Source organism: Sphingobacterium corticibacterium, assembly GCF_004208525.1.
Lineage (GTDB): Bacteria > Bacteroidota > Bacteroidia > Sphingobacteriales > Sphingobacteriaceae > Sphingobacterium > Sphingobacterium corticibacterium.
This window is the reverse complement of the sequence record NZ_SGIT01000005.1, coordinates 224,609-250,044: the sequence shown is the minus strand read 5'-3', so window position 1 is coordinate 250,044 and position 25,436 is coordinate 224,609. Positions and strand designations below refer to the sequence as shown.

The following is a 25,436-nucleotide window of genomic DNA, read 5'->3' as shown; positions in this document are numbered from 1 at the left end:
TGTCTACCTCTTCCCATTCCGAACAGAGCAGTCAAGCCCGCCAGAGCCGATGGTACTGCCGTAAAAGGTGGGAGAGTAGGTCGGTGCCGAACCTTATACAGGGCCCCTGCAGTATAACTGCAGGGGCTTTTTTCGTTCCTTTATAATAAGATTTTTACAAGTTAATCCGGTGAAATAGCGGTATCTTGCGTTAATGTATCTCCTTTGTATGAAGTTTCAAGATAGTTATGAGTAAGAGATTTGCAACGGTTTTTGTTATTATTTTATTGATAATAGTGGGGTTGGTAGCCTATCGCTTGATGGTGAATAGGGAGAAGGCTGCCGAAAATGTGACGGAACGGCAGCGAGCGGAATCAAAAGTATATGGTATAGTCATTTCGGGAAAGCCCTTTTCCGATTTTTTATCGCTCTCTGGTTCCATAGAACCTAATGAAGTCATCAATTTGCGTTCGGAAATTTCGGGAATTGTGGAAGAATTAAATTTTTCCGAAGGAGGGAATGTGTCTAACGGACAGATGCTGATCAAGATAAATGACGCAGAATTGAGAGCACAGTTGACACAAGCTAAAACAAGAAATAGCTTGGCGGCAGAGAATGAACGGAGAGCGAAACTTCTTCTGCAAAAAGAAGCGATTAGTCAAGAAGAATATGATATTGCCAGTGCTGATTATAGGACTGCCGAAGCGCAAATACAGCTTATAGAAGCACAATTAATCAAAACGGCTATTCGTGCGCCCTTTTCAGGAACAATAGGTCTTCGGAATATTTCTAAAGGAAGTTATATTACACCTACTACCGATATTGCACAACTTGTGGACGTCAGTAAAGTAAAATTGGAATTTTCGATTCCGGAACGCTATGCAACCAAAGTAAAAATTGGTTCTTCGGTTCGATTTACCGTGCAGGGTACGAACGAAGAATTTAGTGCAAAGATATATGCTGTGGAACCTCTGGTTGAAACAGCAACCAGAACGTTGCGTGTTAGGGCAGTGGCTGATAATAGCAATAGCCGGCTTATTCCGGGTACATTTGCAAATGTTATTTTTCCGTTAGAGACAATAGAAAATGGCTTGTTGATACCTGCAGAAGCGTTAATTCCTATTCAGAATGGGAAGAAAATTTTCATAAAGAAAGACGGTTTAGCAAAAGAAATTTTGGTAGAAACCGGTGCGCGTACCGACGCTGATGTGTTGATTGTTAAAGGTGCAAATGAAGGGGATACGGTATTGACTTCAGGGGTGATGTCATTACGAGATGGCAACCCTGTAAATGTAACGTTGCGTTAAAAGAGGATTGTAATGAGTTTATCTACATTAAGTATTAAGCGTCCCGTTCTCGCTATTGTTATGAATTTGCTATTAATCCTTTTTGGGATTATTGGATATACTTTTTTGGGAGTACGAGAATATCCCTCCATCGATCCGGCTCAAATTTCTGTTCGAACAAACTATGCGGGGGCAAACGCGGATATTATAGAGTCCCAAATTACAGAACCACTGGAAAAATCTATTAATTCGATTGATGGTATCCGTAACATTTCATCATCCAGTAGTCAGGGAGCCAGTAATATCACGATCGAATTCAACCTGGATAAGGATCTGGAAGCGGCGGCAAATGATGTACGTGATAAAGTGTCGCAAGCCATGCGAAGTTTACCACAAGATATTGATGCTCCTCCTGTCGTTTCCAAAGCAGATGCCGACTCGGAACCGATTATTACCATGACAGTTCAAAGTACAACAAGAAATGTGCTGGAATTGTCAGATTTTGCAGATAATGTGATCGCACAACGGCTACAAACTATACCGGGTGTGAGTTCGGTACGTATTTGGGGCCAACGTAAATACGCGATGCGATTATGGATAGATCCGGTACGTTTAGCATCTTACGGGTTAACAGTGCTTGATGTTCGGACGGCTTTAAATAATCAAAATGTGGAGTTACCGTCAGGTGTATTGACCGGTGCAAATACGGAGCTAGCAGTCAAGACATTGGGGAATTTAGCCACAGAGGAAGAGTTTAATAATATTATCATTCGAGCAGCGGAAAATCGGGTAGTGCGGATGGCTGATGTAGGAAATGCGGCGCTGGAGGCGGAAAATTTCGAAACCAAAATGTCCGACTCGGGATACCCCATGGTCGCCTTGGCGATTATTCCTCAACCAGGAACAAATTATATTGAGATCGCTGAACAGTTTTACGAAGAGTATGACAAGCTGGAAGAAGATTTACCACCGGGCTTTGAATTGAATATTGCGATGGATAATACTCAGTTTGTCCGAAAGTCGGTTTTTGAGGTGGTCGAGACTTTAGTTATTGCGATCGTACTGGTGGTGTTGATTATCTATGTTTTCTTCCGAGATTGGTCAATAGCGTTCCGTCCATTGATCGATATTCCAGTGTCTTTAATTGCGACTTTCTTTATCATGTACCTTTGCGGTTTTTCCATCAATGTACTGACCTTGCTAGCAATTGTATTGGCTACAGGATTGGTGGTGGATGATGGTATCGTTGTAACGGAAAATATATTTAAGAAGGTGGAAGAAGGTATGTCACCTATTGAAGCTGCTATAAAAGGTTCCAATGAGATTTTCTTTGCCGTTATTTCTATTTCCATTACGTTAGCCGCGGTATTTTTACCGGTTATCTTTCTGGAAGGATTTGTAGGCCGCTTATTTAGAGAATTTGGAGTCGTTATTGGCGCTGCCGTTTTAATTTCAGCTTTTGTATCCTTATCATTGACACCTATGCTTAACGCATACCTGATGAAAGGTGGAGAACAACGTAAATCAAAGTTCTACGACAAAACAGAGCGTTATTTTTTGATCATGAACAAGGAATATGAGCATTCCTTGAAGGGATTCTTAAAGATGAAATGGTTGAGTTTTGTCGTTATTGCTGGATGCTTTGGTCTCATTTATTTCTTTTATTCGGTGCTCCCAAAAGAAACAGCTCCGTACGACGATAGAAGTTATATTAGATTAAGCGCAACGGCACCCGAAGGGGTATCTTATGATTACATGGACCGTTTTATGACGGAGCTAACTACGCTTATAAATGATTCTGTTCCGGAAAAAAAAGTAAGTCTAGTGGTTACCTCTCCCGGATTTGGCACAGCGTCGGCTAACAGTGGTTTTGTTAGGCTGGGATTGGTACAACCGGAGGAGCGTACGCGGACACAACAGGAAATTGCGGCCGACCTTTCTCGAATGACCCGATCGTATTCGGAAGCAAGAGTCGCCGTATCGCAAGAACCCACTATATCTGTTAATAGGCGTGGTGGATTACCGATTCAATATATTATTCAAGCACCGAACTTCGAAAAATTGGAAGAGAAGATCCCAGAATTCATGGAAGAATTGTCGAGAAATAGGACATTTTCTGTGGTGGATGTTAACTTGAAGTTTAATAAGCCAGAAGTGTATGTAACTATCGATCGGGATCGGGCACAATCGATGGGCGTTTCGGTATTGGACGTCGCCCAGACCTTACAGATGTCTTTGTCAGGGCAACGTTTCGGGTATTTTATGATGAATGGGAAGCAATATCAAGTGATGGGGCAGTTTGATAGGAAGGATAGAGCAACTCCGATGGATCTGGCTGCTGTCTATGTGAAAAATAACGATGGTCTCCTTGTTCAATTGGATAACATTGTGGAAATAGAAGAGCGAAGCAGTCCACCTCAGTTGTATCATAATAATCGATATATGTCGGCTACTGTATCGGCTGGTTTGGCTCCGGGCTATAGTATGGGAGATGGTATCGCTGTTATGGACGACATTAAGGAACGTGTATTGGATGCTACTTTTACAACCGATTTAGGGGGGGAAGCTCGAGATTTTGTGGAAAGTAGTTCGAATACGATGTTTGCCTTTGGATTAGCCGTCTTGCTTATTTTCCTTATCCTTGCGGCCCAGTTTGAAAGTTTTATAGATCCGATTATAATCTTATTGACAGTACCTATGGCCGTTGGTGGTGCCTTATTTTCATTATGGTTATTTGGACAAAGTTGGAATATTTTTAGTCAGATCGGAACGATTATGTTAATTGGTTTAGTGACAAAAAATGGTATATTGATTGTGGAATTTGCTAACCAGCTACGCGATCAAGGCTACGAAAAATACCAAGCTGTAGTCAAGGCCTCGGAAGCGCGTTTACGCCCTATACTGATGACATCGCTAGCGATTGCATTGGGTGCTCTGCCTATTGCGCTTTCGCTTGGCGCGGCCTCTACTAGTCGCATAGGCATGGGAGTGGTGATTGTTGGAGGAACGATGTTTTCGTTGATTTTAACCTTATATGTTATTCCTGCTTTTTATTTAATGATGTCGAGGTCTAGAAAAAAACGACCAGAGTTTGATAATATCGAAGGATAGGCTTATGAAGAGAATATTGATTTTGCTGTATGTAAGCATGGGTATCTTCACCATGGCAATTGGACAAGAATTGTTGAGCGTTCGGCATGCGGTAGAAATTGCATTGGAAAACAATTATGATATACGATTATCTCAAAATGAGTTGCTCGCAGCCAAAGAAAATAAAACCTATGGCAACGCAGGAATGCTTCCTAATGCAACAGCAGATCTTACACAGAATAACAGTATACAAAATGCGACTCAACTTCAGAATAGCGGCGTTGAGCGTTCGTTGAATAACGCTCGAAATAATAACCTAACCTATGGCATAAATATTGGGTGGACGATTTTTGATGGTTTTGGTATGTTTGCCCGCTATGAAAAGTTGCAGGAATTAGAAAAACAAGGCGACCTGCAATTGAAGAGAACTATTCTTGCTACTGTGGGGGATGTTATTACGGTGTATTATACCATCGTGGAACAACAAAACCTGTTGTCGGCATTAGATTCTAGTATTCTTATTTCCAAAGAACGACTTCGTACGGCGGAAAATAGGTTTTCTATTGGTAAAGCGGCGAAATTAGAAGTGCTGAACGTACAGGTTAATTTAAATGAGGATATTTCGGCGCGACTTCGACAAGTAGAAACGGTGAAGAATTTAAAGACGATGTTGAATGGTATTCTGGCTAGAGACTTGGATGTGGACTTTATCATCGATACGAATGTAGGTATCGATGAGAGTTTGGTATATGGTGATTTACTGGAAAGAGCCGATCAGTTTAATCCCGATTTACAGAATATTATCCTCCATAAAAAACTTGCAGAATTGGATTTGAAGGATATCAAATCTGGCCGTTATCCGACAGTGCGTTTAAATGGTGGATATAACTTCTCTCGAACGGAATCGAGCTTAGGGTTTGTTGCACAATCCAATGCCAGAGGATTAACATACGGCCTCACGGCCACTGTAAATATCTTCGACGGATTGAATCAACGTCGTAACGAACGTATTGCGAAAATTCAGATCGATAATGCTGCGTTACAAATTGAACAACAACGATTAGCTGTACAGACCGGTTTGAAAACGGCTTACGAAACTTATTTGACGAATATAGAACTGGTTAAGCTGGAGGAGAAGAATGAAGATATTGCCCGTCAAAATCTTGATATTACACTGGCAAAATATACCATTGGTTCCATTAGTGCCGTAGAATTCAGGGACGCTCAAGAAAATTTTATCAATGCGATCTCCCGATTTAATGCCGCTCAGCTACAAGCTAAATTATCCGAAATACAACTAAAAGAGCTCGTTGGACAGATAGACTTTTAAACTATACAAAAGAACGAATTATACACAGATAAAAATTAAGCAAACGTTTGCTTTGCGTTTTCACTTTTTTTTAGTTCGGAATACTATTATACTTGTGTTATAAAAGGTCTGACAAACCCTTTTTTGATAACCATTTGTATGCTATCTCACGATATTAAAGGTTATGCGTAATAGACTGTTAGTTTGTTTTAAAATAGGTGATTTTAGAGGGGGCGCAATTGTTGTCCCCTTTAATGTAAAAAAGAAATTTATCAATGTATATGGATACTAATCGAAGAGATTTTTTAAAGAAAGCGTCATTCTTGTCTACTGCAGCAATTACATTGCCGACGTTAAATAGCGGGACTTTCGTTGCTGTTCCAAGTTTCAATATGTGGGGATATGCTGCACCGAAGATAGCTACGGTGCGTATTGCGGTTATTGGTTTAGGAATGCGTGGTCCGGGAGCGGTGGATCGTTTGTCTTACATTGAGGGAACAGAAATTGTCGCATTATGTGATCGTCAAGCAGATAGAGTGACAAAAGCACAAAAAATATTGACCAGCAAAGGCTTGAAAGAAGCGAAATCTTATTCCGGTGATGAAGGTTGGGTTCGATTATTGAAAGAGGAGGAAGTTGACTTGGTGTATATTTGTACCCCATGGGAATATCATGCACCAATGTGTATCGCTACGATGAAAGCTGGCGCTCATGCTGCATGTGAAGTACCTATTGGTTTAACGGTGAAGGAGTGTTGGGAGGTAGTTAAAGTTTCCGAACAGACGAAAAGACACTGCATGATGTTAGAAAATTGCTGCTATGATTTTTTCGAAATGTTGACATTAAATATGGCTCGTCAAGGAATGTTTGGTGAACTGGTGCATGCCGAAGGAGCTTATATTCACGATTTATTAGAACTAAATTTCAGCAAAAAGGGCTACGATCAGATGTGGCGTTTACGGGAGAATATCAAGATGAATGGCAATCTGTACCCAACACATGGAATCGGCCCAATTGCGCAATGTATGAATATCAATAGTGGAGACCGGATGACGCACTTAGTCGCTATGCAGACCGCTGATTTCCAGATGGGAGATAGGGCTCGTGAGTTGGCTGCGGAAGATTCCTTTTTTCAAGAGTTTGTGGATAAGAAATACCGTGGTAATATGGATACCACGCTCATTAAAACGGAGAAAGGTAAAACACTAATGATTCAGCACGATGTTACTTCGCCGCGGCCTTATTCCCGCCTTCATTTGTTGAGCGGTACGAAGGGGTTCGCACAGAAGTATCCGAAAGAGGGAATTGCTTTCGGACACAGCTTTATGAAAGAGGAGGAACTAAAGGATCTTAAAGAAAGATATACACCTGAATTGGTGAAATTTATTGGTGAACAGGCAAAGCTAGTCGGGGGACATGGAGGAATGGACTTTATGATGGATTGGCGCTTGATTGATTGCTTACGGAATGGATTGCCAATCGAACAGCCCGTGTATGAAGGAGCATCGTGGAGTGTTATTGTACCTTTGAGCTGTGAGTCGGTAGCTAAAAATAGTAAGACCGTGAATATCCCCGATTTTACGAAAGGGGCATGGAGGACGAATCAACCTCACAATTTAAGTTTACAAGGTGGTGGGAATACTGGAATTCGTCCGAAAGTAGCCAAAAGCCAGAACAATCAACTGCATGTGGAATAAGTAAAATATGGATATATGTTAAGATGCCCGTTCTATTATTGGGCATCTTTTATTTTTAAGCTGATTATCTGTATATTAGAGCCTATGTTTTCAAGATTCATTTTATTAGCCGCTCTTATATGTATGATGGCCTGCCAGTCGGAAACTAAGACAGGACACAACGACACTGTAGGAGATTCTGTAGCACTGTGTCATATGGGCGCCATTCCATCGCGTTTTGTGCAAAAGATAGATTCTTTTTCTTATGCACAGGGAAAAGATAATATGCGAATGGTACGGATTGAGGGTGGTACATTTCAGATGGGATCGTCTAATTTTGATGATGCGCAGCCGATACATGAGGTGAAAGTTTCTTCTTTTTATATGGACGAACATGAAGTTACTAATGCACAATTTAAAACTTTTGTTGAGGCGACGGGATATGTGACAGTAGCTGAACAACCGTTGGATCCAAGAGAATTCCCAGGCGTAGACCCTGCTATGCTAGTTCCTGGATCGGCTGTTTTCGCTGTACCACGGGAAGTACAGGGGTTAAATAATTATATGCAATGGTGGCAATATATTCCTGGAGCAAATTGGAGACACCCGGAGGGGCCAAAGAGTTCGATAGAGGATAAGGGAAGCCATCCAGTTACACAATTGGCGTATCAAGATGCTGAAGCTTATGCCAAATGGGTCGGCAAACGTCTTCCTACGGAAGCGGAATGGGAGTACGCGGCTAAAGCCGGAAAACATCAAGATGAAACGTATTATTGGGGGAGTGAAAAAAAGGAAGATGGAAAATGGTTAGCCAATATATATCAAGGAGACTTTCCTACACATAACACGAAAGAAGACGGCTATGAAACAACGGCTCCGGTAAAATCTTTTCCGCCAAATGCGTATGGTCTGTACGATATGGAAGGTAACGTTTGGGAATGGTGCGCTGATTTTTATCGACCAGATTATTATGTAAATAGCCCAAAAGCAAATCCAAAGGGACCGACGGACTCTTATGATCCACAAGAACCGGGTTTAGTGAAACGTGTACAACGCGGGGGCTCATTTCTATGTAACGATCAATATTGCGAACGTTATAAAGCAGGTAGTCGCGGAAAAGGCGAAATAAATAGTCCAACAAATAATGTCGGCTTCCGTTGTGTGAAAGATATATAAAAAAATAAACCCGTCTTTAAGACGGGTTTATTTTTTTATTGCGCATTCAAGAACATTGACTTTTTATTGTATAGTTCCCTAAAATAAGGATCTTGCAAATCTTTAATAAAACGGATAGCCTCTCCTGTAGATTTCATTTCAGGCCCTAGCTGCTTATCAACTTCTGGGAATTTACTGAATGAGAACACAGGCTCTTTAATGGCAAACCCTTTCAATTTGCGTTCGATTTGAAAATCTTTCAACTTATTAACGCCTAACATAACCTTTGTGGCGATGTTGATATAAGGTACATCATAAGCTTTTGCGATAAAAGGAACAGTACGAGATGCACGTGGATTGGCTTCAATAACATATACATCTTCACCTTTCACTGCAAACTGAATATTTAACAGACCTCGTACCTTTAATGCTTTCGCTAAGCGAATAGAGTATTCCTCCATTTTCTGTTGTACATTTTCGGAAAGGCTGAATGGCGGAAGTACAGCAGAAGAGTCTCCTGAGTGAATACCAGCTGGTTCGATGTGTTCCATCATACCGATGATGTGAACGTCTTCACCATCACAGATAGAGTCCGACTCTGCCTCTTCGGCACGGTCGAGGAAATGGTCGATTAAGATTTGATTCCCAGGTAGGTTTTTCAATAGATTAACTACCGCTTTTTCCAAATCCTCATCATTGATGACGATACTCATTCCTTGTCCGCCCAAAACATAAGAAGGACGTACCAATACGGGGTATCCAACCTCGTTAGCCACCTTTAGGGCCTCTTCCGCGGATGTAGCAACTCCATATTTAGGATAAGGAATGTTTAATTCTTTCAAAAGGTCTGAGAAACGGCCGCGATCTTCTGCCAAGTCCATGTCGTCAAAGGATGTGCCGATAATTTTCACGCCGAGTGCCTGTAAGCGCTCCGCCATTTTTAATGCCGTTTGTCCGCCTAATTGTACAATGACACCTTCTGGTTTTTCTAATTCAATGATTTCACGCACATGTTCCCAGAATACCGGTTCGAAATATAGTTTATCCGCCATGTTAAAGTCTGTAGACACCGTTTCCGGGTTACAGTTTACCATGATAGATTCATAACCCGCCTCTTTAGCCGCAATTAGTCCGTGAACACAAGAATAGTCGAATTCGATTCCCTGGCCGATACGGTTTGGACCAGATCCTAATACGATGATTTTCTTTTTGTCGGAAACTATAGACTCATTTTCGTCCTCGAAAGTAGAATAATAATAAGGTGTATGTGCTGGGAATTCTGCCGCACAAGTATCTACCATTTTGTAAACACGGTTAATGCCTAACTCTTTTCGGCGTGCATACACGTCATCTTCACTCACGTTACCCAGCAACCAAGAGATTTGCAGGTCAGAATAACCTTTCTGTTTTAATGTAAGTAAGAAATCTCGTGGGATATTATTCAACTGATATCTACGTAATTCTGTTTCCAGTTGTACCAATTCTTGAATTTGTACTAAAAACCATTTATCAATACGCGTTGCTTTGCGAATGGATTCTAGCGGCACCCCAAGCTCGAAGGCATCTTTGATATGGAATACGCGGTCGGAACTCGGATGTTCCAAGCTGTCCATAATTTCTTCCAGGTTGCGTAGTTGACGCCCGTCAGCTCCCAATCCTCCGCGATTTGTCTCCAGCGATTGACATGCTTTTTGTAGCGCTTCTATAAAAGTGCGCCCAATTGCCATGACCTCACCTACAGCTTTCATTTGTAAACCTAGCTCTTTATTGGCTCCTTTAAACTTGTCAAAGTTAAAACGTGGAATCTTAACGATAACATAATCTAATGTAGGTTCAAAGTAAGCTGATGTCGTCTTTGTAATTTGATTCTGTAGTTCATCCAGATTATATCCAATAGCAAGTTTAGCAGCAATTTTTGCGATTGGATAACCTGTCGCTTTTGACGCTAATGCCGAAGATCGTGATACACGGGGATTAATTTCGATAGCAATAATGTCTTCATTTTCAGGGTTTACCGAAAACTGAACGTTACATCCTCCGGCAAAGGTACCGATGGAACGCATCATGCGGATGGCATGATTACGCATATCTTGGTAACATTTGTCGCTTAATGTCATACCAGGAGCCACCGTAATAGAGTCGCCGGTGTGGATACCCATCGGGTCAAAGTTTTCAATGGTACAAATAATGATAACATTGTCGTTACTATCACGTAATAACTCTAGCTCAAATTCTTTCCATCCTAATACAGCCTGTTCTACTAATACCTCGTGCGTAGGAGAGGCGTGCAAACCTCTGTTTAGAGCAGCATCAAATTCTTCTTTTCTGTGAACAAATCCACCTCCTGTACCCGCTAATGTATAAGATGGGCGGATAACCAGTGGATAACCTATTTCCTGTGCAGCTTCTTTTCCTTCCAAGAAAGAGTTGGCAATTTTAGACTTTGCAACGCCTACACCGATATCCACCATCAATTGACGAAACTCCTCGCGGTTTTCCGTTTTTTCAATTGCAGCTACATCAACTCCGATGACTTTCACGTTGTACTTTTCCCATAGACCAATATTGGAGGCTTCTATACAAAGGTTTAAAGCTGTTTGCCCACCCATGGTAGGGAGTACAGCATCAATTTTTTGTTCTTGAAGAATCTTTTCGATGCTCTCACAAGTAAGTGGTAACAAGTAAACATGATCTGCAATAACCTTGTCAGTCATGATTGTTGCAGGATTAGAATTGATAATGGACACTTCGATACCCTCTTCCTTTAAAGAAAGAGCAGCTTGTGATCCAGAATAATCAAATTCGCAGGCTTGACCGATAACGATAGGACCTGAACCAATAATTAAAACGGAGTTGATGGAGGTGTTTCTAGGCATTATTTCTCTTGTTCAAAAAATTAATTATCAATTTGTTGTGTAGACAAAAGCAACGAAAAATGCCTTTTAGAGGAGAGTATTCCGACTGCTTTGTCGGAGTGCAAAGTTACATTTTTTTTGATAAAAATATGTTTTTTTTAAAACTAATGTTTTTCTTTTGATACATGATGAATATGGAGTGACCCTATTTTAAAATACCTGTTTACCAGTATTTTTTTTGACGCTGTAGTTTTCTAGCTGCATTTTATCCATTAATAACGATAGATCTCTATTGAAAGATATTAATGGAACAGTTTTTGATATTGGCAGTCAATAAAAAGAATTAGTATTTAATAAATTAAAAAAGATTATGAGGAAAATTACGTTAGCTTTTGTTGCAGTATTATTTGCTGCTGGTGCTTTTGCGCAAGATTACAAAAATTCAATCGGTATCCGTTTTGGTAGTGGAGATTATGATTTGGTTTCTGCGGCTTTCAAAACGTTCTTAAATAACGGACCTGGTGCTCTGGAATTTGACTTAGGATTTAGAACCGATAAAAGTGGAGATCGCTATTTTGGTAACCAGTTGAAATGGACGAATGTATCCTTATCAGGAGCTTATCAACACCATTTCCCGATTCCGAATGTGGAAGGATTTAAGTGGTTTGTAGGCGGTGGTGCTGTTTTGTCTAATACCTTTGTTAGCGGTGATTATGATATTGACGGAGGTTTTAATGCAGGTATTTTCCCTACGGGCGGTGTAGATTATAAATTGAAAAATGCGCCATTTGCTTTTTCGGCGGATGTTCGCCCTACTTTTCATATCGTAAATGGTTATGATTATTATAGTGGGTTCTATTTCAACGGAGGTTTAACGGCTCGTTATACATTCTAAGAAAAGATAACAATATCAATAGCTCAGGAAAAGAGATCCTTCATGGATCTCTTTTTTTATATTTACGATCCCTTTATATTCAAAATGGAATAACCCTGACAATCCACCTACCTCTTTTTTAGGAGAATAATGTGTAACTTTGTGACATGATTGAACTACCTGTAATTTCAGCGGCTGAAACACAACGTAAACCAGATTGGTTGCGTGTGAAGTTACCTGTGGGTAAAGAATACCGTCATGTACGAAGCCTTGTGGATGAACACAAATTACACACCATATGTGAAAGTGGAAATTGTCCGAATATGGGGGAATGTTGGGGTGCAGGTACAGCTACCTTTATGATATTGGGTAACATTTGTACGCGTTCTTGTTCGTTTTGTGCGGTGGCAACAGGTCGTCCTTTGGCTGTAGATATGGACGAACCGAAGCGTGTGGCAACGTCAGTAAAGCTGATGCAGGTAAAACATTGTGTGATTACATCGGTGGATCGTGACGATTTAAAGGACGGAGGCTCTACGATATGGGCAGAAACGGTTAATGCCATTCGTCGGGAAAGTCCTGAAACGACTTTAGAGACGTTGATTCCTGATTTTAAGGGACAGTGGGATAATCTGGATCGCGTGTTGGCAGTGCGTCCGGAGGTTGTTTCGCATAACTTGGAAACAGTAAGAAGATTAACACGTGAAGTACGTATCCAAGCAAAATATGATCGTTCGTTGGAGTGTTTACGTCGTATTTCCGAAGCAGGTTTACGGACGAAATCCGGTATTATGCTTGGTTTTGGAGAGACAGAGGAAGATGTTATCGAAGCGATGCAAGATTTATACAACGTAGGGGTGCATATTCTCACGGTGGGTCAATATCTGCAACCGACAAAAGCCCATCACCCTGTAGTGGAATGGATTACACCTGCTCAATTTGAAAAATATAAACAGATCGGTTTAGATATGGGTTTCAAATATGTTGAGTCGGGACCTTTGGTGCGTTCTTCCTATCACGCTGAAAAACATTTATTTGATATGCAGTAACTGTATAGTAATCATTGACGTAAAAAGACAGTTTCTCCTGCAATTACGGTGCGTAACGTTTTGATATCACGTAACTGATTATCGGGAGCTGTCATGATGTCCTCGTCCAATATAACGAAATCGGCATCTTTTCCACGTTCAATGCTACCGCGTTTCTTTTCTTGAAAGCAGGAGAAAGCTGCCCATATGGTCATCCCCCGCAACGCTTGTTCTCTTGTTATGGCGTTTTCAATTTGAAAGCCGCCAACTGGAAATCCATTTTTATCGACACGGGCTACAGCGGCATGAAAACCATATAGCGGATTGAAATGCTCCACAGGAAAATCACTTCCCAAAGCCAGTTTTCCGTACTGATCCAACAATGTATTATAAGCATAAGCACCTTTTATCCTGTCCGTGCCCAAACGGCTTTCAGCCCAATACATGTCGGAAGTTGCATGAGTAGGTTGGACTGAAGGAATAATATGAAATTGGGCAAATTTTGAGAAATCAGCAGGAGATACTACCTGTGCATGCTCGATTCGCCATCTTTTCTTTTCGCCGTTTTTTAAATATTTACCATAGGTATCTAATATTAGTCTGTTTGCAGAGTCTCCGATAGCATGTGTGCTGATCTGGAAAGGTGTTCTGGCGATTCTTCTGATCATATCATCCAGTTCTTTTGGACTTTGCAAAAGAAATCCTTGTGAAAGGGAATCGTCGCTATAAGGTTCAAGTAGGCAGGCACCACGGGAGCCCAATGCGCCATCAGCCATTAGCTTCACAGAACGAATAGTTAAACGTTCGGATTCATAAATCCCCTCCCGAGTATACCGCTCAATATCGCGGGCACTCCCTCCAATCATCGCATAGTTTCTTATTTTTAAGGAGTCCTGCTGATAGAATTTCTTCAGGTGTTCCAACTCTTCCAAAGAAAGCCCCGCATCCACGATAGACGTTAGTCCGACAGAAAACAAGGAATCTTGTGCTTTACGTAGCCCCCATAATAAATGGTGCTCTTCTAGTACTGGGATATGACGGGAAACCAGTTCCATAGCGTTGTCTATTAATATGCCCGTTAAGTTGCCTAAGCTGTCGACGGCCATTAGGCCTCCCGGTACCGGGCGGGTGGTATCTAATTGTGCTAGATGCAACGCTTGGCTGTTTACTAGCACTGTATGATAATCGACGCGTGAAAGGAAAACTGGTGTTTCGGGGAAATATTTGTCTAGACTGTCTTTCGTTGGGAAACTTTTTTCTTCCCATAAATTCTGATCCCATCCACTTCCAATAATCCAGCGTTTATCTGGATTTTCTTGTTGATAAGTGATGAGTTTAGAGATGATTTCATCATAGGATTTTGCACCACTAAGGTTAACCTGTCCCAACATATCTGCCAACATTAAAAAGTGAGCGTGGGCATCATAAAAGCCAGGATATATAGCTTTCCCCTCGGCGTCGATAACTTCTTTTGCGACGTATTTTCCCCGGATTTCTGCCGAAGTACCTATATCCACAAATATTCCTCCTTTTATTGCAAATGCTTCTTTTTGAGAAAATACAGAATCTACCGTGTATACTTTTGCGTTATATACGATAAGATCAACCTCTTTATTGGTTGTACAGCGAACCATAAAGAACGGTAAAGAAAGCAATAAGATGGCGTAAAACAGCTTCATGGAACAACTTGTGGTTTTTATAAAATATGTTGCAAAATAAAAAAGCTCTCCAATAGAACACAGGAGAGCCTTTTTTATTCAAAAATCAAAATGTGATGATTAGCAGTACTCGTCGAAAGCAGCAATAAGATTATCTGCAATCATCTGTGCAGGTCGTCCTTCTATCATATGTCTTTCGATCATGTGTACCAATGTACCATCTTTGAACAAGGCCATCGCTGGTGAAGAAGGGGGGTATGGAAGCATATATTCTCGCGCTTTGTCCACGGCATCCTTTTCCATACCGGCAAAAACAGTAACCAATTTGCTCGGTTTCTTTCCATTTTCTACTGCATAACGTGCGGCAGGACGCGCATTTGCTGCAGCACATCCACAAACAGAATTAACGACCACAAATACAGTTCCTTTGGAAGGAATTGCTGTATCTACTTCTTCTACTGTTTTTAATTCCTCAAATCCCGCGTCTACCAACTCTTGGCGCATAGGAGCTACTAAATATTCCGGATACATCTTTCTTTCTCTTTATAAATAAAAGTTAAAATACAGGCAGGAGATTAGCATGCGTTCATCTCGTTACCGTTTAACAAAGATAACGGATTATCCGTCGCCAATCAAGAGATTATCCTCAAGATAATGTCAGATTTAAGGGAATATTAGGGCTATCTTTTTGATTTGAGTTGGGTATCAGCTATTTTTGTATTTCCTTAAAAAAATTAGAATAATATGTCAACAGTTGAAACAACGTATGTTCCTTACAAAGTAAAAGACATTTCTTTAGCGGAGTGGGGAAGAAAAGAAATAGAATTGGCGGAAGCCGAAATGCCCGGTTTGATGAGCCTGCGCCAAGAATACGGATCTTCTAAACCATTAAAAGGTGCTCGGATTGCGGGTTGTTTACACATGACGATACAAACAGCTGTATTGATAGAGACTTTGGTGGAATTGGGGGCAGAGGTGAGTTGGTCGTCGTGTAATATCTTTTCGACGCAGGATCATGCTGCAGCTGCTATTGCCGCCGCTGGCATCCCGGTTTATGCATGGAAAGGATTAACCGAAGAAGAGTTTAATTGGTGTATCGAGCAGACGTTATTTTTCGGAGAAGAACGTAAACCATTGAACATGATTTTAGACGATGGTGGAGATTTAACGAATATGGTATTTGATAAATTTCCCGAGTTAATTGACGAAATTAAAGGATTGTCGGAAGAGACAACTACCGGTGTTCACCGTCTTTATGAGCGATATAAAAAAGGTACGTTACATTTGCCGGCAATTAATGTAAACGATTCTGTGACAAAATCGAAATTTGATAATAAATATGGCTGTCGTGAATCGTTAGTAGATGCTATTCGTCGTGCAACTGATCTGATGTTAGCCGGAAAAGTCGCAGTCGTAGCGGGGTATGGTGACGTGGGTAAAGGATCAGCCGAATCATTGCGTTCGGCAGGTGTGCGTGTTATCGTCACGGAAATTGATCCAATCTGTGCGTTACAGGCTGCAATGGAAGGCTATGAAGTAAAGAAAATGGCTGATGCGGTGAAAGAAGCTAATATTGTTGTGACGACGACGGGTAATAAAGACATTATTCGCGCGAACCATTTTAAAGCAATGAAAGATAAGACAGTAGTGTGTAATATCGGACACTTTGATAATGAAATTGATGTTGCTTGGTTAAATAATAATTATGGCGAGACAAAAGTGGAGATAAAACCGCAAGTGGATAAATATACGGTAGATGGGAAAGATATTATCTTATTGGCAGAAGGTCGTTTGGTGAATTTGGGTTGTGCAACTGGCCACCCGTCTTTTGTGATGTCAAATTCATTTACCAACCAAACATTAGCGCAGATTGAGCTGTGGACAAACAACGGTCAATATGAGAAAAAAGTGTATACGCTCCCTAAGCATTTAGATGAAAAAGTGGCACGTTTGCACTTGGCACATATCGGTGTAGAACTGGACACCCTAACCGAAGACCAAGCTGCTTATATCGGCGTCACGGTGGACGGGCCGTATAAACCCGAAGCATATCGTTATTAAGAAAGATAACGAATAAAAAATCCTGTCGGATATACCGGCAGGATTTTTTATCTTTAGTGTATGAGAATATGGAAAATCACGCTTCCTATAATGCTGATGCTATGCTTAGCGTCTTGTTCTTTTTTGTATCCGATAATAATTGTAAACCAAATGGATAAGGATCTCGTATTTGAAGCTACATTCAAGAATATAGCCGATACTTCTCAACTGCATTTGACATATGTAACCACGGCTGATTTAGATGATGAATACAAATATGCCGAACGTCATAGCAGAGACCAAAAGTTACCCTACCAATTACTAGAGCATGATAAGATTCAGTTCATTATTCCTGCGGACTATACTGTACGCATTATTTCTAGAAGAAATGGAAGGCCTGATTACTTTAAAGAATGTAAAATTACAGTTGATGAGAAGCAGCTGGTATTAGATGGTGAGGCCTTACAGGATATGCTGAAACGCAGGAGAAGTTTTGACATTATAGGGATGAAGAAGTATCTTAAAATAAATCGTGCCCTATTTCGCTAGCGATATAAAATCTACAGCATTTATACCATTTTTTAACCGTTCATCACCTATTCCCGAAATAATTTTATATGAAGCGTGTAACGCTTCCAATTCTTGTTTCCAAATACGTATGAAATGTTCTCGTTGCTGGGGAAAATCCCGTAACGGGTCATCCTCCCATGGCAGATCGATGTCCATAAGTAAATAAAAATCGTATTTTCTAGTTTTGATTTCGTTTGTCACTTCTTTGGGAGTGTCGCCAAAAAGATGGTCGCACCAAATTTTTACAGTTAGCATCGTGGTATCACAAACCAGTACATTATTTTTTGCTAAAGGAATCAAAGCCTCTTCCAGCGCGACCTGCCCGTAAAACATATTCACTTCATCCTGTAACGTATATTTTCTGTTGAGATTTCTGCAATAATAGCGGGCATATTCGGGTACACATACTGTTCCAAGTATCTGTGCGAGATGCCGCGCCATTGTCGATTTTCCTGTGGATTCGGGACCGACAATCGCAATTTTCTTCATATCAACCAATGTATAATTGTTTTTACAATTATACTAAAACTAGCCTAAAGAATCTAATCGACTATTGTACCATTTTATTGGCACAATTTGTACTTGCGAACGACTCTGGCTTAGCACGGAATTGAAATCCCATGCCCATAATATATCCCATCGCTTCTTTTAGTGCGATATTAGATTCGAAATTGGGATTAGTGTTGATGTCTGCGTGCACTTCAAGGTCGATATGGTATTGGTCAAGAAGCGGGCATAATTGGTAAGCGACATCGATAGACTTTTGGACTTCGGTAAGCATACGTTCTTTAATACGTAGCCGACGGGTGATTTTGTCGCGGTTGATGAACATGAAACCACCTTTATATTCACGTAGGAAGACAATGACGGTGGCAAATTCAACTATTCCTCGCTTTACTTGCGAATCTGTACCTATGTACACTTTTAGTTTATTGCCAAGATGGGTTTCTCGTTGGATAATGTCTTCAACAGCATCGTTGATGGACGTGCGGATCTTTTCGCCATTGTATTTTTGCCAAACCATAGTTGATGATATTTTTGAATAAAAATAATGTTATGTTGTTCATTTTGTATTAATTGCGTTTTATGTTTTTGTTATAAGATTAAACTATTCTTTATTCCCATAGGCTAAATCACCTGCGTCGCCTAGTCCTGGAACAATATAGGACTTGGATGTCATTTCATTGTCTACATCGCCTACCCAAAGGTGGGCTTCGGGGAGAAACGCACGTACATGCTGAAGTCCCTCTTCCGAAGCAATGGCAACTGCTATATGAAGTTCTTTGATGTTGTATTCGGCGAGTAAATCTTTACAACAAAGTACCAAACTTCGTCCTGTTGCGAGCATGGGATCTGCCATAATGAGGATCCGCTCATCAAGATTAGGTGTGTTGACGTATTTTTTGTGTACTTCCATTTCCCCGCTTTTTTTGGTATGTCTGTACGCGGCAAAAAAAGCACTATCGGCGTGATCAAACACATTTAACATGCCTTGATGGAAAGGTAAACCTGCCCGCATGATAGTTGCTAAAACGGGCTGCTCTTGCAAAATTTGGTGAGATGCAATTCCTAATGGTGTTTGGACGGTTACAGGTTCGTAGTCCAGTGTTTTACTTATCTCGTAGGCAATAATTTCTCCCAGACGTTCTAAATTCCGTCTAAAGCGCATTCGGTCTTGTTGAATGTTAATATCTCGCAATTCCACTAAATAGTGGTTGGCAATGCTATTTTCTTTGGTCAGAATTGTCACCATAGCTGTATATTTGATAGCAGCAATTTAGTAAATTAAGTACCTTTTTCCTAACTTTATGTTTCCATAAACGGAAGATTCTTTCATGAAATTCAAATTAACATCAGAATACAGACCTACGGGAGACCAGCCACAAGCTATCAAGGAATTAGTATTAGGGATAGCGCAGCAGGATCAGTATCAGACTTTACTAGGTGTAACGGGTTCGGGAAAAACATTTACGATTGCTAATGTTATACAGGAGACGCAACGTCCGACACTTATTTTAAGCCATAATAAAACCTTGGCTGCGCAGCTTTATGGAGAATTTAAGCAGTTTTTTCCTGAAAATTCGGTCAACTATTTTGTGTCTTATTACGATTACTATCAACCGGAAGCTTTTATAGCGTCTTCGAATACCTATATCGAGAAAGATTTGGCCATAAACGAAGAGATTGAAAAACTACGTTTGGCAACGACTTCAGCGTTAATGTCGGGACGCCGAGACGTCATTGTCGTGTCTTCCGTATCTTGTATATATGGTATGGGGAATCCGGATGATTTTTCACGTTCCATTTTTCGTTTTTCGGTAGGGGTAACTATCAGTAGAAATGCATTTCTGCATCGATTGGTCGAAATACTCTATGCGCGGACAACGAGTGATTTTAAACGTGGAACCTTTCGAGTGAAAGGGGATGTTGTGGACGTGTTTCCGGCTTATTTGGACCATGCTTTTCGGATTTCTTTTTTTGGAGACGAAATTGACGAGCTAAGCGAAATTGATCCTGTTTCGGGACAAACAATTTCCAAAATGGAAGACGTCGCCTTATTTCCTGCAAATTTGTTTGTAACTCCCAAGGAGAAATTTACCCAATCTATTTGGGCTATACAAGAGGAACTCGAACAGCGTAAGGCGCAGTTGGAAGGAGACGGGAAATTGTTGGAAGCTAAACGCCTAGAAGAGCGTGTGAATTACGATTTAGAGATGATGCGGGAACTGGGCTACTGTTCCGGTATTGAGAATTATTCTCGCTTTTTTGATGGACGCCAAGCAGGTATGCGACCATTCTGTCTATTAGATTATTTTCCAGACGACTATCTTTTAGTGATAGATGAAAGTCATGTTACCTTGCCTCAACTGCGGGCTATGTATGGTGGTGACCGTTCGCGAAAAATTTCATTAGTTGAGCACGGATTTCGATTACCTGCAGCATTAGATAATCGGCCCCTTAACTTTCCGGAATTTGAATCGTTAACAAATCAAACGATTTATGTTTCGGCAACGCCGGGCGATTATGAATTGCAACAAACCGAGGGTGTGGTGGTAGAGCAGGTTATTCGCCCTACTGGTTTGTTGGATCCCATTATTGAAGTACACCCCGCGATTAATCAGGTGGATGATTTTCTGGAAGAAGTAGATAAGACAATCAAAGAGGGCGGACGTGTGTTGGCAACTACATTGACCAAGCGCATGGCGGAAGAATTGACCAAATATATGAGCCGATTGCATATTAAGGTGCGTTATATCCACTCCGAAATAAAGACATTAGAACGCGTAGAAATCTTGCGTGGGCTGCGATTGGGCGAATTTGATGTATTAGTAGGCGTGAACCTTCTGCGTGAAGGACTGGATCTGCCGGAGGTAACCTTAGTGGCTATTTTAGATGCGGATAAAGAAGGATTTCTACGATCCGAGCGCTCATTGATCCAAACTATCGGTCGGGCGGCTCGTAACGATAAAGGGCGCGTTATTATGTATGCCGATCAAATGACGGAGAGTATGCGGGTGACTATCGAGGAGACCAACCGACGGCGAGAAAAACAAATTGCTTATAACGAGGAACATGGAATCGTGCCACGAACAATAGGCAAAACGCGGGATGAGATTTTAGAGCAGACTTCTGTGGCTGACTTTAAACCGGGCGAGGCTAAAGCTTATGTAGAGCCTGATCCGGCAACACTTCTAGCGGCTGACCCCGTAATGGAATATTTAGGTCATAAAGAGATGAAAAAGGCAGTCGAAAACGTCCGGAAAAAAATGGAAAGAGCGGCGAAAGATTTGGATTTTCTGGAAGCCGCAAAGCTGCGTGACGAAATGTTCGCTATGGAGAAATTATATAAGGAACGATTTGGAGAAGAAATAAAGTAACGATTTTACGTTATTTCTTCTCTTCATAAAGTACCTCCTCTTGATGAATCAATGACCAACAATGGTTTTCTTCTATCAACTTATAATTATTATTAGCGTATAAATGAGGAGCGATGCTGTCCAATAAAATACTCTCCTCTTCTTCATTTATGAATAGCTCTGCCTTCTGCTTCAAGGAATCCATTAAAACGAAAGCTGCAGTTTCAAAATTGGTCGACGTGTCTGTGACGTTCATAGTGATGGTACCTTCCCACGGACGGATACATTCTTCTTTAATTTTCGACCAAGTATAGCCCGCGGAAACGAGGCAACCGTGTTTGTCTTTAACCCCACCAATCGGAGGGAGTGAGGACGAACTATCATTTGATGTGTCTTTCTGAACAGAACCCTGACAAGAGAAAAGTACAACTGAAATCAATATGAATGTGATATGCTTCATGGTGGTGTCTTTTTACGAATAGATGTTCATAAACCATACCAAAGTCTGATTTAAATAATGGATAATTTGCTACATTTACATTTCTTTAAACAAATTATTTTGTTTTTCAAATTGCTAAATAAATGAAGAAGCCTGTACTGGTTATAAAATTTGGTTCCGCTGCAATTACAACCAAAGAGGGGGATGTGGACGAACGCATTGTATTGGAAATTGCTCGACAGACAGCGCAACTGCAGTCGAAATATAATATCGTTCTGGTATCGTCAGGTGCGGTTGCAGCTGGAAAAAAATACTTAAAGAATTATGATGGTAGCTTGTCGGCGCGAAAGGCCGCTGCGGCTATCGGAAATCCGCTACTTGTTCGTACCTATGGTACGTATTTTAAACCTTTTAATATTGCGTTAGCGCAAAGTCTGTGTGAAAGGCAACATTTTGCGAATAGAGCACAGTTTCTTCAACTTAAGGATACATATCAGGAACTTTGGAAGAATAATATCATTCCTATCGCCAACGAAAATGATGTGGTGAGTAATAAAGAACTCAAATTCTCCGACAATGATGAACTGGCAACCTTAATAGCGGTCGGATTTGGTGCGGAACAATTGCTATTTAGTACGTCGGTTCCGGGGGTATTGGATGCGAAAGGAAAGGTTATAGCACAAATATCCTCTGTTGATAAAGACATATTCTCCGTCGTGAAAAAAGAAAAATCGGCTGTTGGTTTAGGAGGAATGACATCAAAGCTTAATTTCGCAAGACTGGCAAATCAAATGGGTATACAGACCGTTATCTTCAGTATGCAAACGGAAGATGGAATCTTAAAAGCAGTAAAGGGCGAGACCGGTACGGTTTGTTTACCACAGAAAAAAAAGGTATCTTCGAGGAACAAGTGGCTTGCAACGGGTAGTCTTATCAAAGCATTGGTGCATGTGGATGAAGGGGCAGCGACTGCCATTCAAAATCGTAAAAGCCTATTGGCTGTAGGGGTATTAACTATCAATCAAGCCTTGGAAACAGGAGAGGTTTTTCAGATAGCTAACGAAAATGGAGAGGTGTTTGCCGTGGCAAAATCAAAAATTGATGTCTTAGATGTGGAATCAATTCGCAAGAAAAAGAATGTAGCAATAGCACATGCCGATGATATTGTGCTGTTGTGATTTGTACTTAGTTTGTAATATATAAAATAAAAAGGAAAGGGATTTTTTAGATGATGAAGGAAAGTATACAAGAAGAATTAAAGGCAGCTCATGAAGCTACTATAGCCGTTAAGCGTTTGACTGATAATGCAAAGCAACAGTTGTTGCAAGATATAGCTGGTTCCTTGGAGCAGCGGGTAGAAGACATTATCCGGGAGAATAAGAAAGACTTGGAGCGTATGGATAAGGAAGATCCGCGATACGATCGATTATTGTTGGATAGCCATCGGATTTTGGCGTTATCGGCTAGCCTGATCGATGTTGCAAATCTACCTGATCCAACAGGATTATTGATTTCTCGAAAAGAACTCGAAAACGGATTGTTAGTAGAAAAGAAAACTGTTCCTCTAGGTGTGGTTGGTGTTATTTATGAATCTAGACCAAACGTCACAGTAGATGTGGCCGCATTATGTATACGATCGGGAAATGTGTGTGTATTACGTGGAGGGTCAGATGCTTGGTATACAAACAGTGTGCTGGTAGAAATTATACAAGAGGAGCTGCGTCGGCATCAATTAAATATACATATTGTACAATTATTGCCGACGGACAGAGCATTTGTAAGTGAATTGCTTTCTGCTACGCAGTATGTGGATATCATTATCCCTCGAGGGTCGCAAGCGCTTATAGATTTGGTCCGTGAACAAGCGAAAGTGCCCGTTATTGAAACGGGAGCGGGCGTATGTCATACCTATGTGGAACGTTCGGGTGATCTGGAAAAGGCTGCAAAAATTATTGCGAATGCTAAAATACAGCGACCATCGGTATGTAATGCGTTGGATACGGTTTTGGTCGATCGTGAAGTAGCGAACGACCTTCTTGGCAAGGTTGTTCCCTATTTTAAAGATAGTAGCGTGAAAATTTATGCAGATAAAACGGCGTATTCCATTTTACAAGAACTCGGTTATCCGCTGTTGGAATTAGCTAAAGAAGAAGATTTTGGACGAGAGTTCCTATCGCTGCAATGTTCTGTCAAGGTGGTAGAAGATTTCGATGAGGCCTTAGCACATATAGCAGAGCATTCCTCTAAACATTCGGAATGTATTGTCTCAACAGATACGGAACGCATCAATACCTACATGGATACGGTGGATGCAGCCGCGGTTTATACGAATGCATCTACACGATTCACAGACGGTGGTGCTTTTGGACTTGGAGCTGAAATAGGTATCTCTACACAAAAGCTCCACGCTAGAGGACCTTTCGCTTTAGAGAAATTGGTAACAGAGAAGTGGTATATTACGGGTGACGGACAGACGAGATAATGGGTATTCGATATGAGAAAGATACGATCCTGAACTGGATTAATGAGATGGGTAAATTTTTGCGCTTGCTCGTTGATAAATATGAGGCTTTTGATGAACCGGTGGAACCCACTATTATTGAGGAAGGCTATCATCATTTTTTTGGAAAGGAGCGGAGTTGGATGTTGGGACTCTCCCAAGGCGAACTTTTGACTTATGTGGAGCAAGAGTTGGAGACAGAACAGATTCGTCCATTAGCTTTACTTTTCTTGCAAGATGCATTACGGGATCCTGTGGATGAAACACAACAGCAGCTTCTACGTTATTCAAAGTTTCTCTTGGAACACGTGTCACAGAAATTGGGGAGCTTTTCCTTTGAAGATTACGGGAATCTGACACTTATAGACAAAAGATTACAAAAATGAGCGGTCGTTTCATTTTGAAAAACAAAATAATCCACTAAATTTGTAGATATTGTAGTTGTTTATTTAAAAACCTTTAAAAAGAGTAAGATATGAGTTTACGATTAGGTGATGTTGCTCCGAACTTCCAAGCGGAAACATCCATAGGAAAAATTGACTTTTACGAGTATATCGATGGGGGCTGGGCAGTTTTGTATTCACACCCCTCAGATTACACGCCTGTATGTACAACAGAACTTGGACGTACTGCGCAGCTTAAATCAGAGTTTGAAAAAAGAAATACGAAAGTATTAGCATTAAGTGTCGATTCAGTGGAAGACCACCTCGGTTGGATTAAGGACATCAACGAGACGCAAAACACAACCGTAGATTTTCCGATTATTGCGGACAAAGACCGTAAGGTGGCGGAATTATACGACATGATTCACCCTAATGCTTCTGCTACGGCTACGGTCCGCTCCGTATTTGTTATCGGTCCAGATAAGAAAGTTAAGCTAACGCTAACTTATCCAGCTTCTACAGGTCGAAATTTCTTTGAGATTTTACGGGTGATTGACTCACTTCAATTGACAGATGAGTATTCTGTTGCAACACCTGCCGACTGGAAAGACGGCGAAGATGTTATCGTGGTTCCTGCGATAAAGACAGAAGACATTCCAGCTAAATTTCCAAAAGGTTACACGGAAATAAAACCGTATTTGCGTGTTACGCCGCAACCGAATAAGTAAAAAAGAAAC

Annotated in this window: 21 protein-coding genes and 1 rRNA gene; 15 read left to right on the top strand and 7 right to left on the bottom strand. The window is 40.9% G+C overall.

The features are described 5' to 3' along the window. The 6 genes from rrf to EWE74_RS19540 all read left to right on the top strand — a co-directional run. Nucleotides 1–92 (top strand): 5S ribosomal RNA (rrf, locus tag EWE74_RS19565); the annotation flags it as partial. A 135-nt stretch (nucleotides 93–227) separates the two neighbouring features. Then, on the top strand, nucleotides 228–1,286 hold the full coding sequence (locus EWE74_RS19560; RefSeq protein ID WP_130143345.1) for an efflux RND transporter periplasmic adaptor subunit: 1,059 nt from the start codon (nucleotides 228–230) through the stop codon (nucleotides 1,284–1,286). 12 nt (nucleotides 1,287–1,298) lie between these two features. Continuing rightward, the gene (locus EWE74_RS19555) at nucleotides 1,299–4,376 is read left to right on the top strand and encodes an efflux RND transporter permease subunit (RefSeq protein WP_130143344.1); all 3,078 of its coding nucleotides are present in this window, start codon (nucleotides 1,299–1,301) and stop codon (nucleotides 4,374–4,376) included. A 4-nt stretch (nucleotides 4,377–4,380) separates the two neighbouring features. Continuing rightward, entirely contained in the window at nucleotides 4,381–5,685 is a 1,305-nt protein-coding gene (locus tag EWE74_RS19550; RefSeq protein WP_130143343.1) for a TolC family protein, read from the top strand. A 260-nt stretch (nucleotides 5,686–5,945) separates the two neighbouring features. Continuing rightward, nucleotides 5,946–7,361 (top strand): Gfo/Idh/MocA family protein, encoded by a 1,416-nt coding sequence (locus EWE74_RS19545; protein ID WP_130143357.1) that lies wholly within the window; start codon nucleotides 5,946–5,948, stop codon nucleotides 7,359–7,361. Nucleotides 7,362–7,445: 84 nt separating this feature from the next. Then, the gene (locus EWE74_RS19540; protein WP_130143342.1) at nucleotides 7,446–8,516 is read left to right on the top strand and encodes a formylglycine-generating enzyme family protein; all 1,071 of its coding nucleotides are present in this window, start codon (nucleotides 7,446–7,448) and stop codon (nucleotides 8,514–8,516) included. Between the two features lie 35 nt (nucleotides 8,517–8,551). Here the strand turns inward: EWE74_RS19540 and carB are convergent, their stop codons facing one another. Continuing rightward, nucleotides 8,552–11,371 carry a carbamoyl-phosphate synthase large subunit gene (gene carB, locus EWE74_RS19535; protein WP_130143341.1) on the bottom strand — a complete coding sequence of 940 codons (2,820 nt, stop codon included), beginning with the start codon at nucleotides 11,369–11,371 and terminating at the stop codon, nucleotides 8,552–8,554. Nucleotides 11,372–11,720: 349 nt separating this feature from the next. Between carB and EWE74_RS19530 the strand changes: the two genes are divergently transcribed. Both EWE74_RS19530 and lipA read left to right on the top strand, forming a co-directional pair. Then, nucleotides 11,721–12,245 (top strand): hypothetical protein, encoded by a 525-nt coding sequence (locus EWE74_RS19530; protein WP_130143340.1) that lies wholly within the window; start codon nucleotides 11,721–11,723, stop codon nucleotides 12,243–12,245. A 146-nt stretch (nucleotides 12,246–12,391) separates the two neighbouring features. Then, on the top strand, nucleotides 12,392–13,273 hold the full coding sequence (gene lipA / locus EWE74_RS19525; RefSeq protein ID WP_130143339.1) for a lipoyl synthase: 882 nt from the start codon (nucleotides 12,392–12,394) through the stop codon (nucleotides 13,271–13,273). An 11-nt stretch (nucleotides 13,274–13,284) separates the two neighbouring features. On the opposite strand, the gene EWE74_RS19520 is transcribed toward lipA, so the two are convergent. Next, entirely contained in the window at nucleotides 13,285–14,931 is a 1,647-nt protein-coding gene (locus EWE74_RS19520; RefSeq protein WP_130143338.1) for an amidohydrolase, read from the bottom strand. A 99-nt stretch (nucleotides 14,932–15,030) separates the two neighbouring features. Continuing rightward, a complete protein-coding gene (locus EWE74_RS19515; protein ID WP_130143337.1) occupies nucleotides 15,031–15,441 on the bottom strand; it encodes a BrxA/BrxB family bacilliredoxin in 411 nt (136 codons plus the stop codon). Between the two features lie 213 nt (nucleotides 15,442–15,654). Here EWE74_RS19515 and ahcY point away from each other — a divergent pair, with 213 nt between their 5' ends. Continuing rightward, complete coding sequence (ahcY, locus tag EWE74_RS19510) at nucleotides 15,655–16,971, top strand: adenosylhomocysteinase (RefSeq protein WP_130143336.1); 1,317 nt, start codon at nucleotides 15,655–15,657, stop codon at nucleotides 16,969–16,971. Between the two features lie 150 nt (nucleotides 16,972–17,121). Then, nucleotides 17,122–17,499 (top strand): hypothetical protein, encoded by a 378-nt coding sequence (locus EWE74_RS19505; RefSeq protein ID WP_130143335.1) that lies wholly within the window; start codon nucleotides 17,122–17,124, stop codon nucleotides 17,497–17,499. On the opposite strand, the gene EWE74_RS19500 is transcribed toward EWE74_RS19505, so the two are convergent. The 3 genes from EWE74_RS19500 to upp form a co-directional block, all read right to left on the bottom strand. Next, nucleotides 17,488–18,009, bottom strand: coding sequence for an AAA family ATPase (locus EWE74_RS19500; protein ID WP_130143334.1), 522 nt, complete (start codon nucleotides 18,007–18,009; stop codon nucleotides 17,488–17,490). The two genes, EWE74_RS19505 and EWE74_RS19500, sit on opposite strands and share 12 nt — an antisense overlap. Before the next feature lie 61 nt (nucleotides 18,010–18,070). Beyond that, nucleotides 18,071–18,544 (bottom strand): ribonuclease H-like YkuK family protein, encoded by a 474-nt coding sequence (locus EWE74_RS19495; RefSeq protein WP_130143333.1) that lies wholly within the window; start codon nucleotides 18,542–18,544, stop codon nucleotides 18,071–18,073. Between the two features lie 84 nt (nucleotides 18,545–18,628). Continuing rightward, nucleotides 18,629–19,273 carry a uracil phosphoribosyltransferase gene (gene upp, locus EWE74_RS19490; protein ID WP_130143332.1) on the bottom strand — a complete coding sequence of 215 codons (645 nt, stop codon included), beginning with the start codon at nucleotides 19,271–19,273 and terminating at the stop codon, nucleotides 18,629–18,631. Nucleotides 19,274–19,355: 82 nt separating this feature from the next. Between upp and uvrB the strand changes: the two genes are divergently transcribed. Continuing rightward, entirely contained in the window at nucleotides 19,356–21,398 is a 2,043-nt protein-coding gene (uvrB, locus tag EWE74_RS19485; protein WP_130143331.1) for an excinuclease ABC subunit UvrB, read from the top strand. Between the two features lie 10 nt (nucleotides 21,399–21,408). Here the strand turns inward: uvrB and EWE74_RS19480 are convergent, their stop codons facing one another. Further along, nucleotides 21,409–21,837 carry a hypothetical protein gene (locus EWE74_RS19480; RefSeq protein WP_130143330.1) on the bottom strand — a complete coding sequence of 143 codons (429 nt, stop codon included), beginning with the start codon at nucleotides 21,835–21,837 and terminating at the stop codon, nucleotides 21,409–21,411. Nucleotides 21,838–21,959: 122 nt separating this feature from the next. Here EWE74_RS19480 and proB point away from each other — a divergent pair, with 122 nt between their 5' ends. The 4 genes from proB to EWE74_RS19460 all read left to right on the top strand — a co-directional run bounded on the left by proB (nucleotide 21,960) and on the right by EWE74_RS19460 (nucleotide 25,427). Beyond that, nucleotides 21,960–22,994 (top strand): glutamate 5-kinase, encoded by a 1,035-nt coding sequence (gene proB / locus EWE74_RS19475; protein ID WP_130143329.1) that lies wholly within the window; start codon nucleotides 21,960–21,962, stop codon nucleotides 22,992–22,994. A 50-nt stretch (nucleotides 22,995–23,044) separates the two neighbouring features. Then, nucleotides 23,045–24,298: a glutamate-5-semialdehyde dehydrogenase gene (locus EWE74_RS19470; protein WP_239018726.1), complete on the top strand. Its 1,254-nt coding sequence runs from the start codon at nucleotides 23,045–23,047 to the stop codon at nucleotides 24,296–24,298. Next, complete coding sequence (locus EWE74_RS19465) at nucleotides 24,298–24,702, top strand: hypothetical protein (protein WP_130143328.1); 405 nt, start codon at nucleotides 24,298–24,300, stop codon at nucleotides 24,700–24,702. Before EWE74_RS19470 ends, EWE74_RS19465 begins: the two co-directional genes overlap by 1 nt. An 89-nt stretch (nucleotides 24,703–24,791) precedes the next feature. Beyond that, nucleotides 24,792–25,427 (top strand): peroxiredoxin, encoded by a 636-nt coding sequence (locus tag EWE74_RS19460; protein ID WP_130143327.1) that lies wholly within the window; start codon nucleotides 24,792–24,794, stop codon nucleotides 25,425–25,427. Nucleotides 25,428–25,436: the final 9 nt, after the last annotated feature.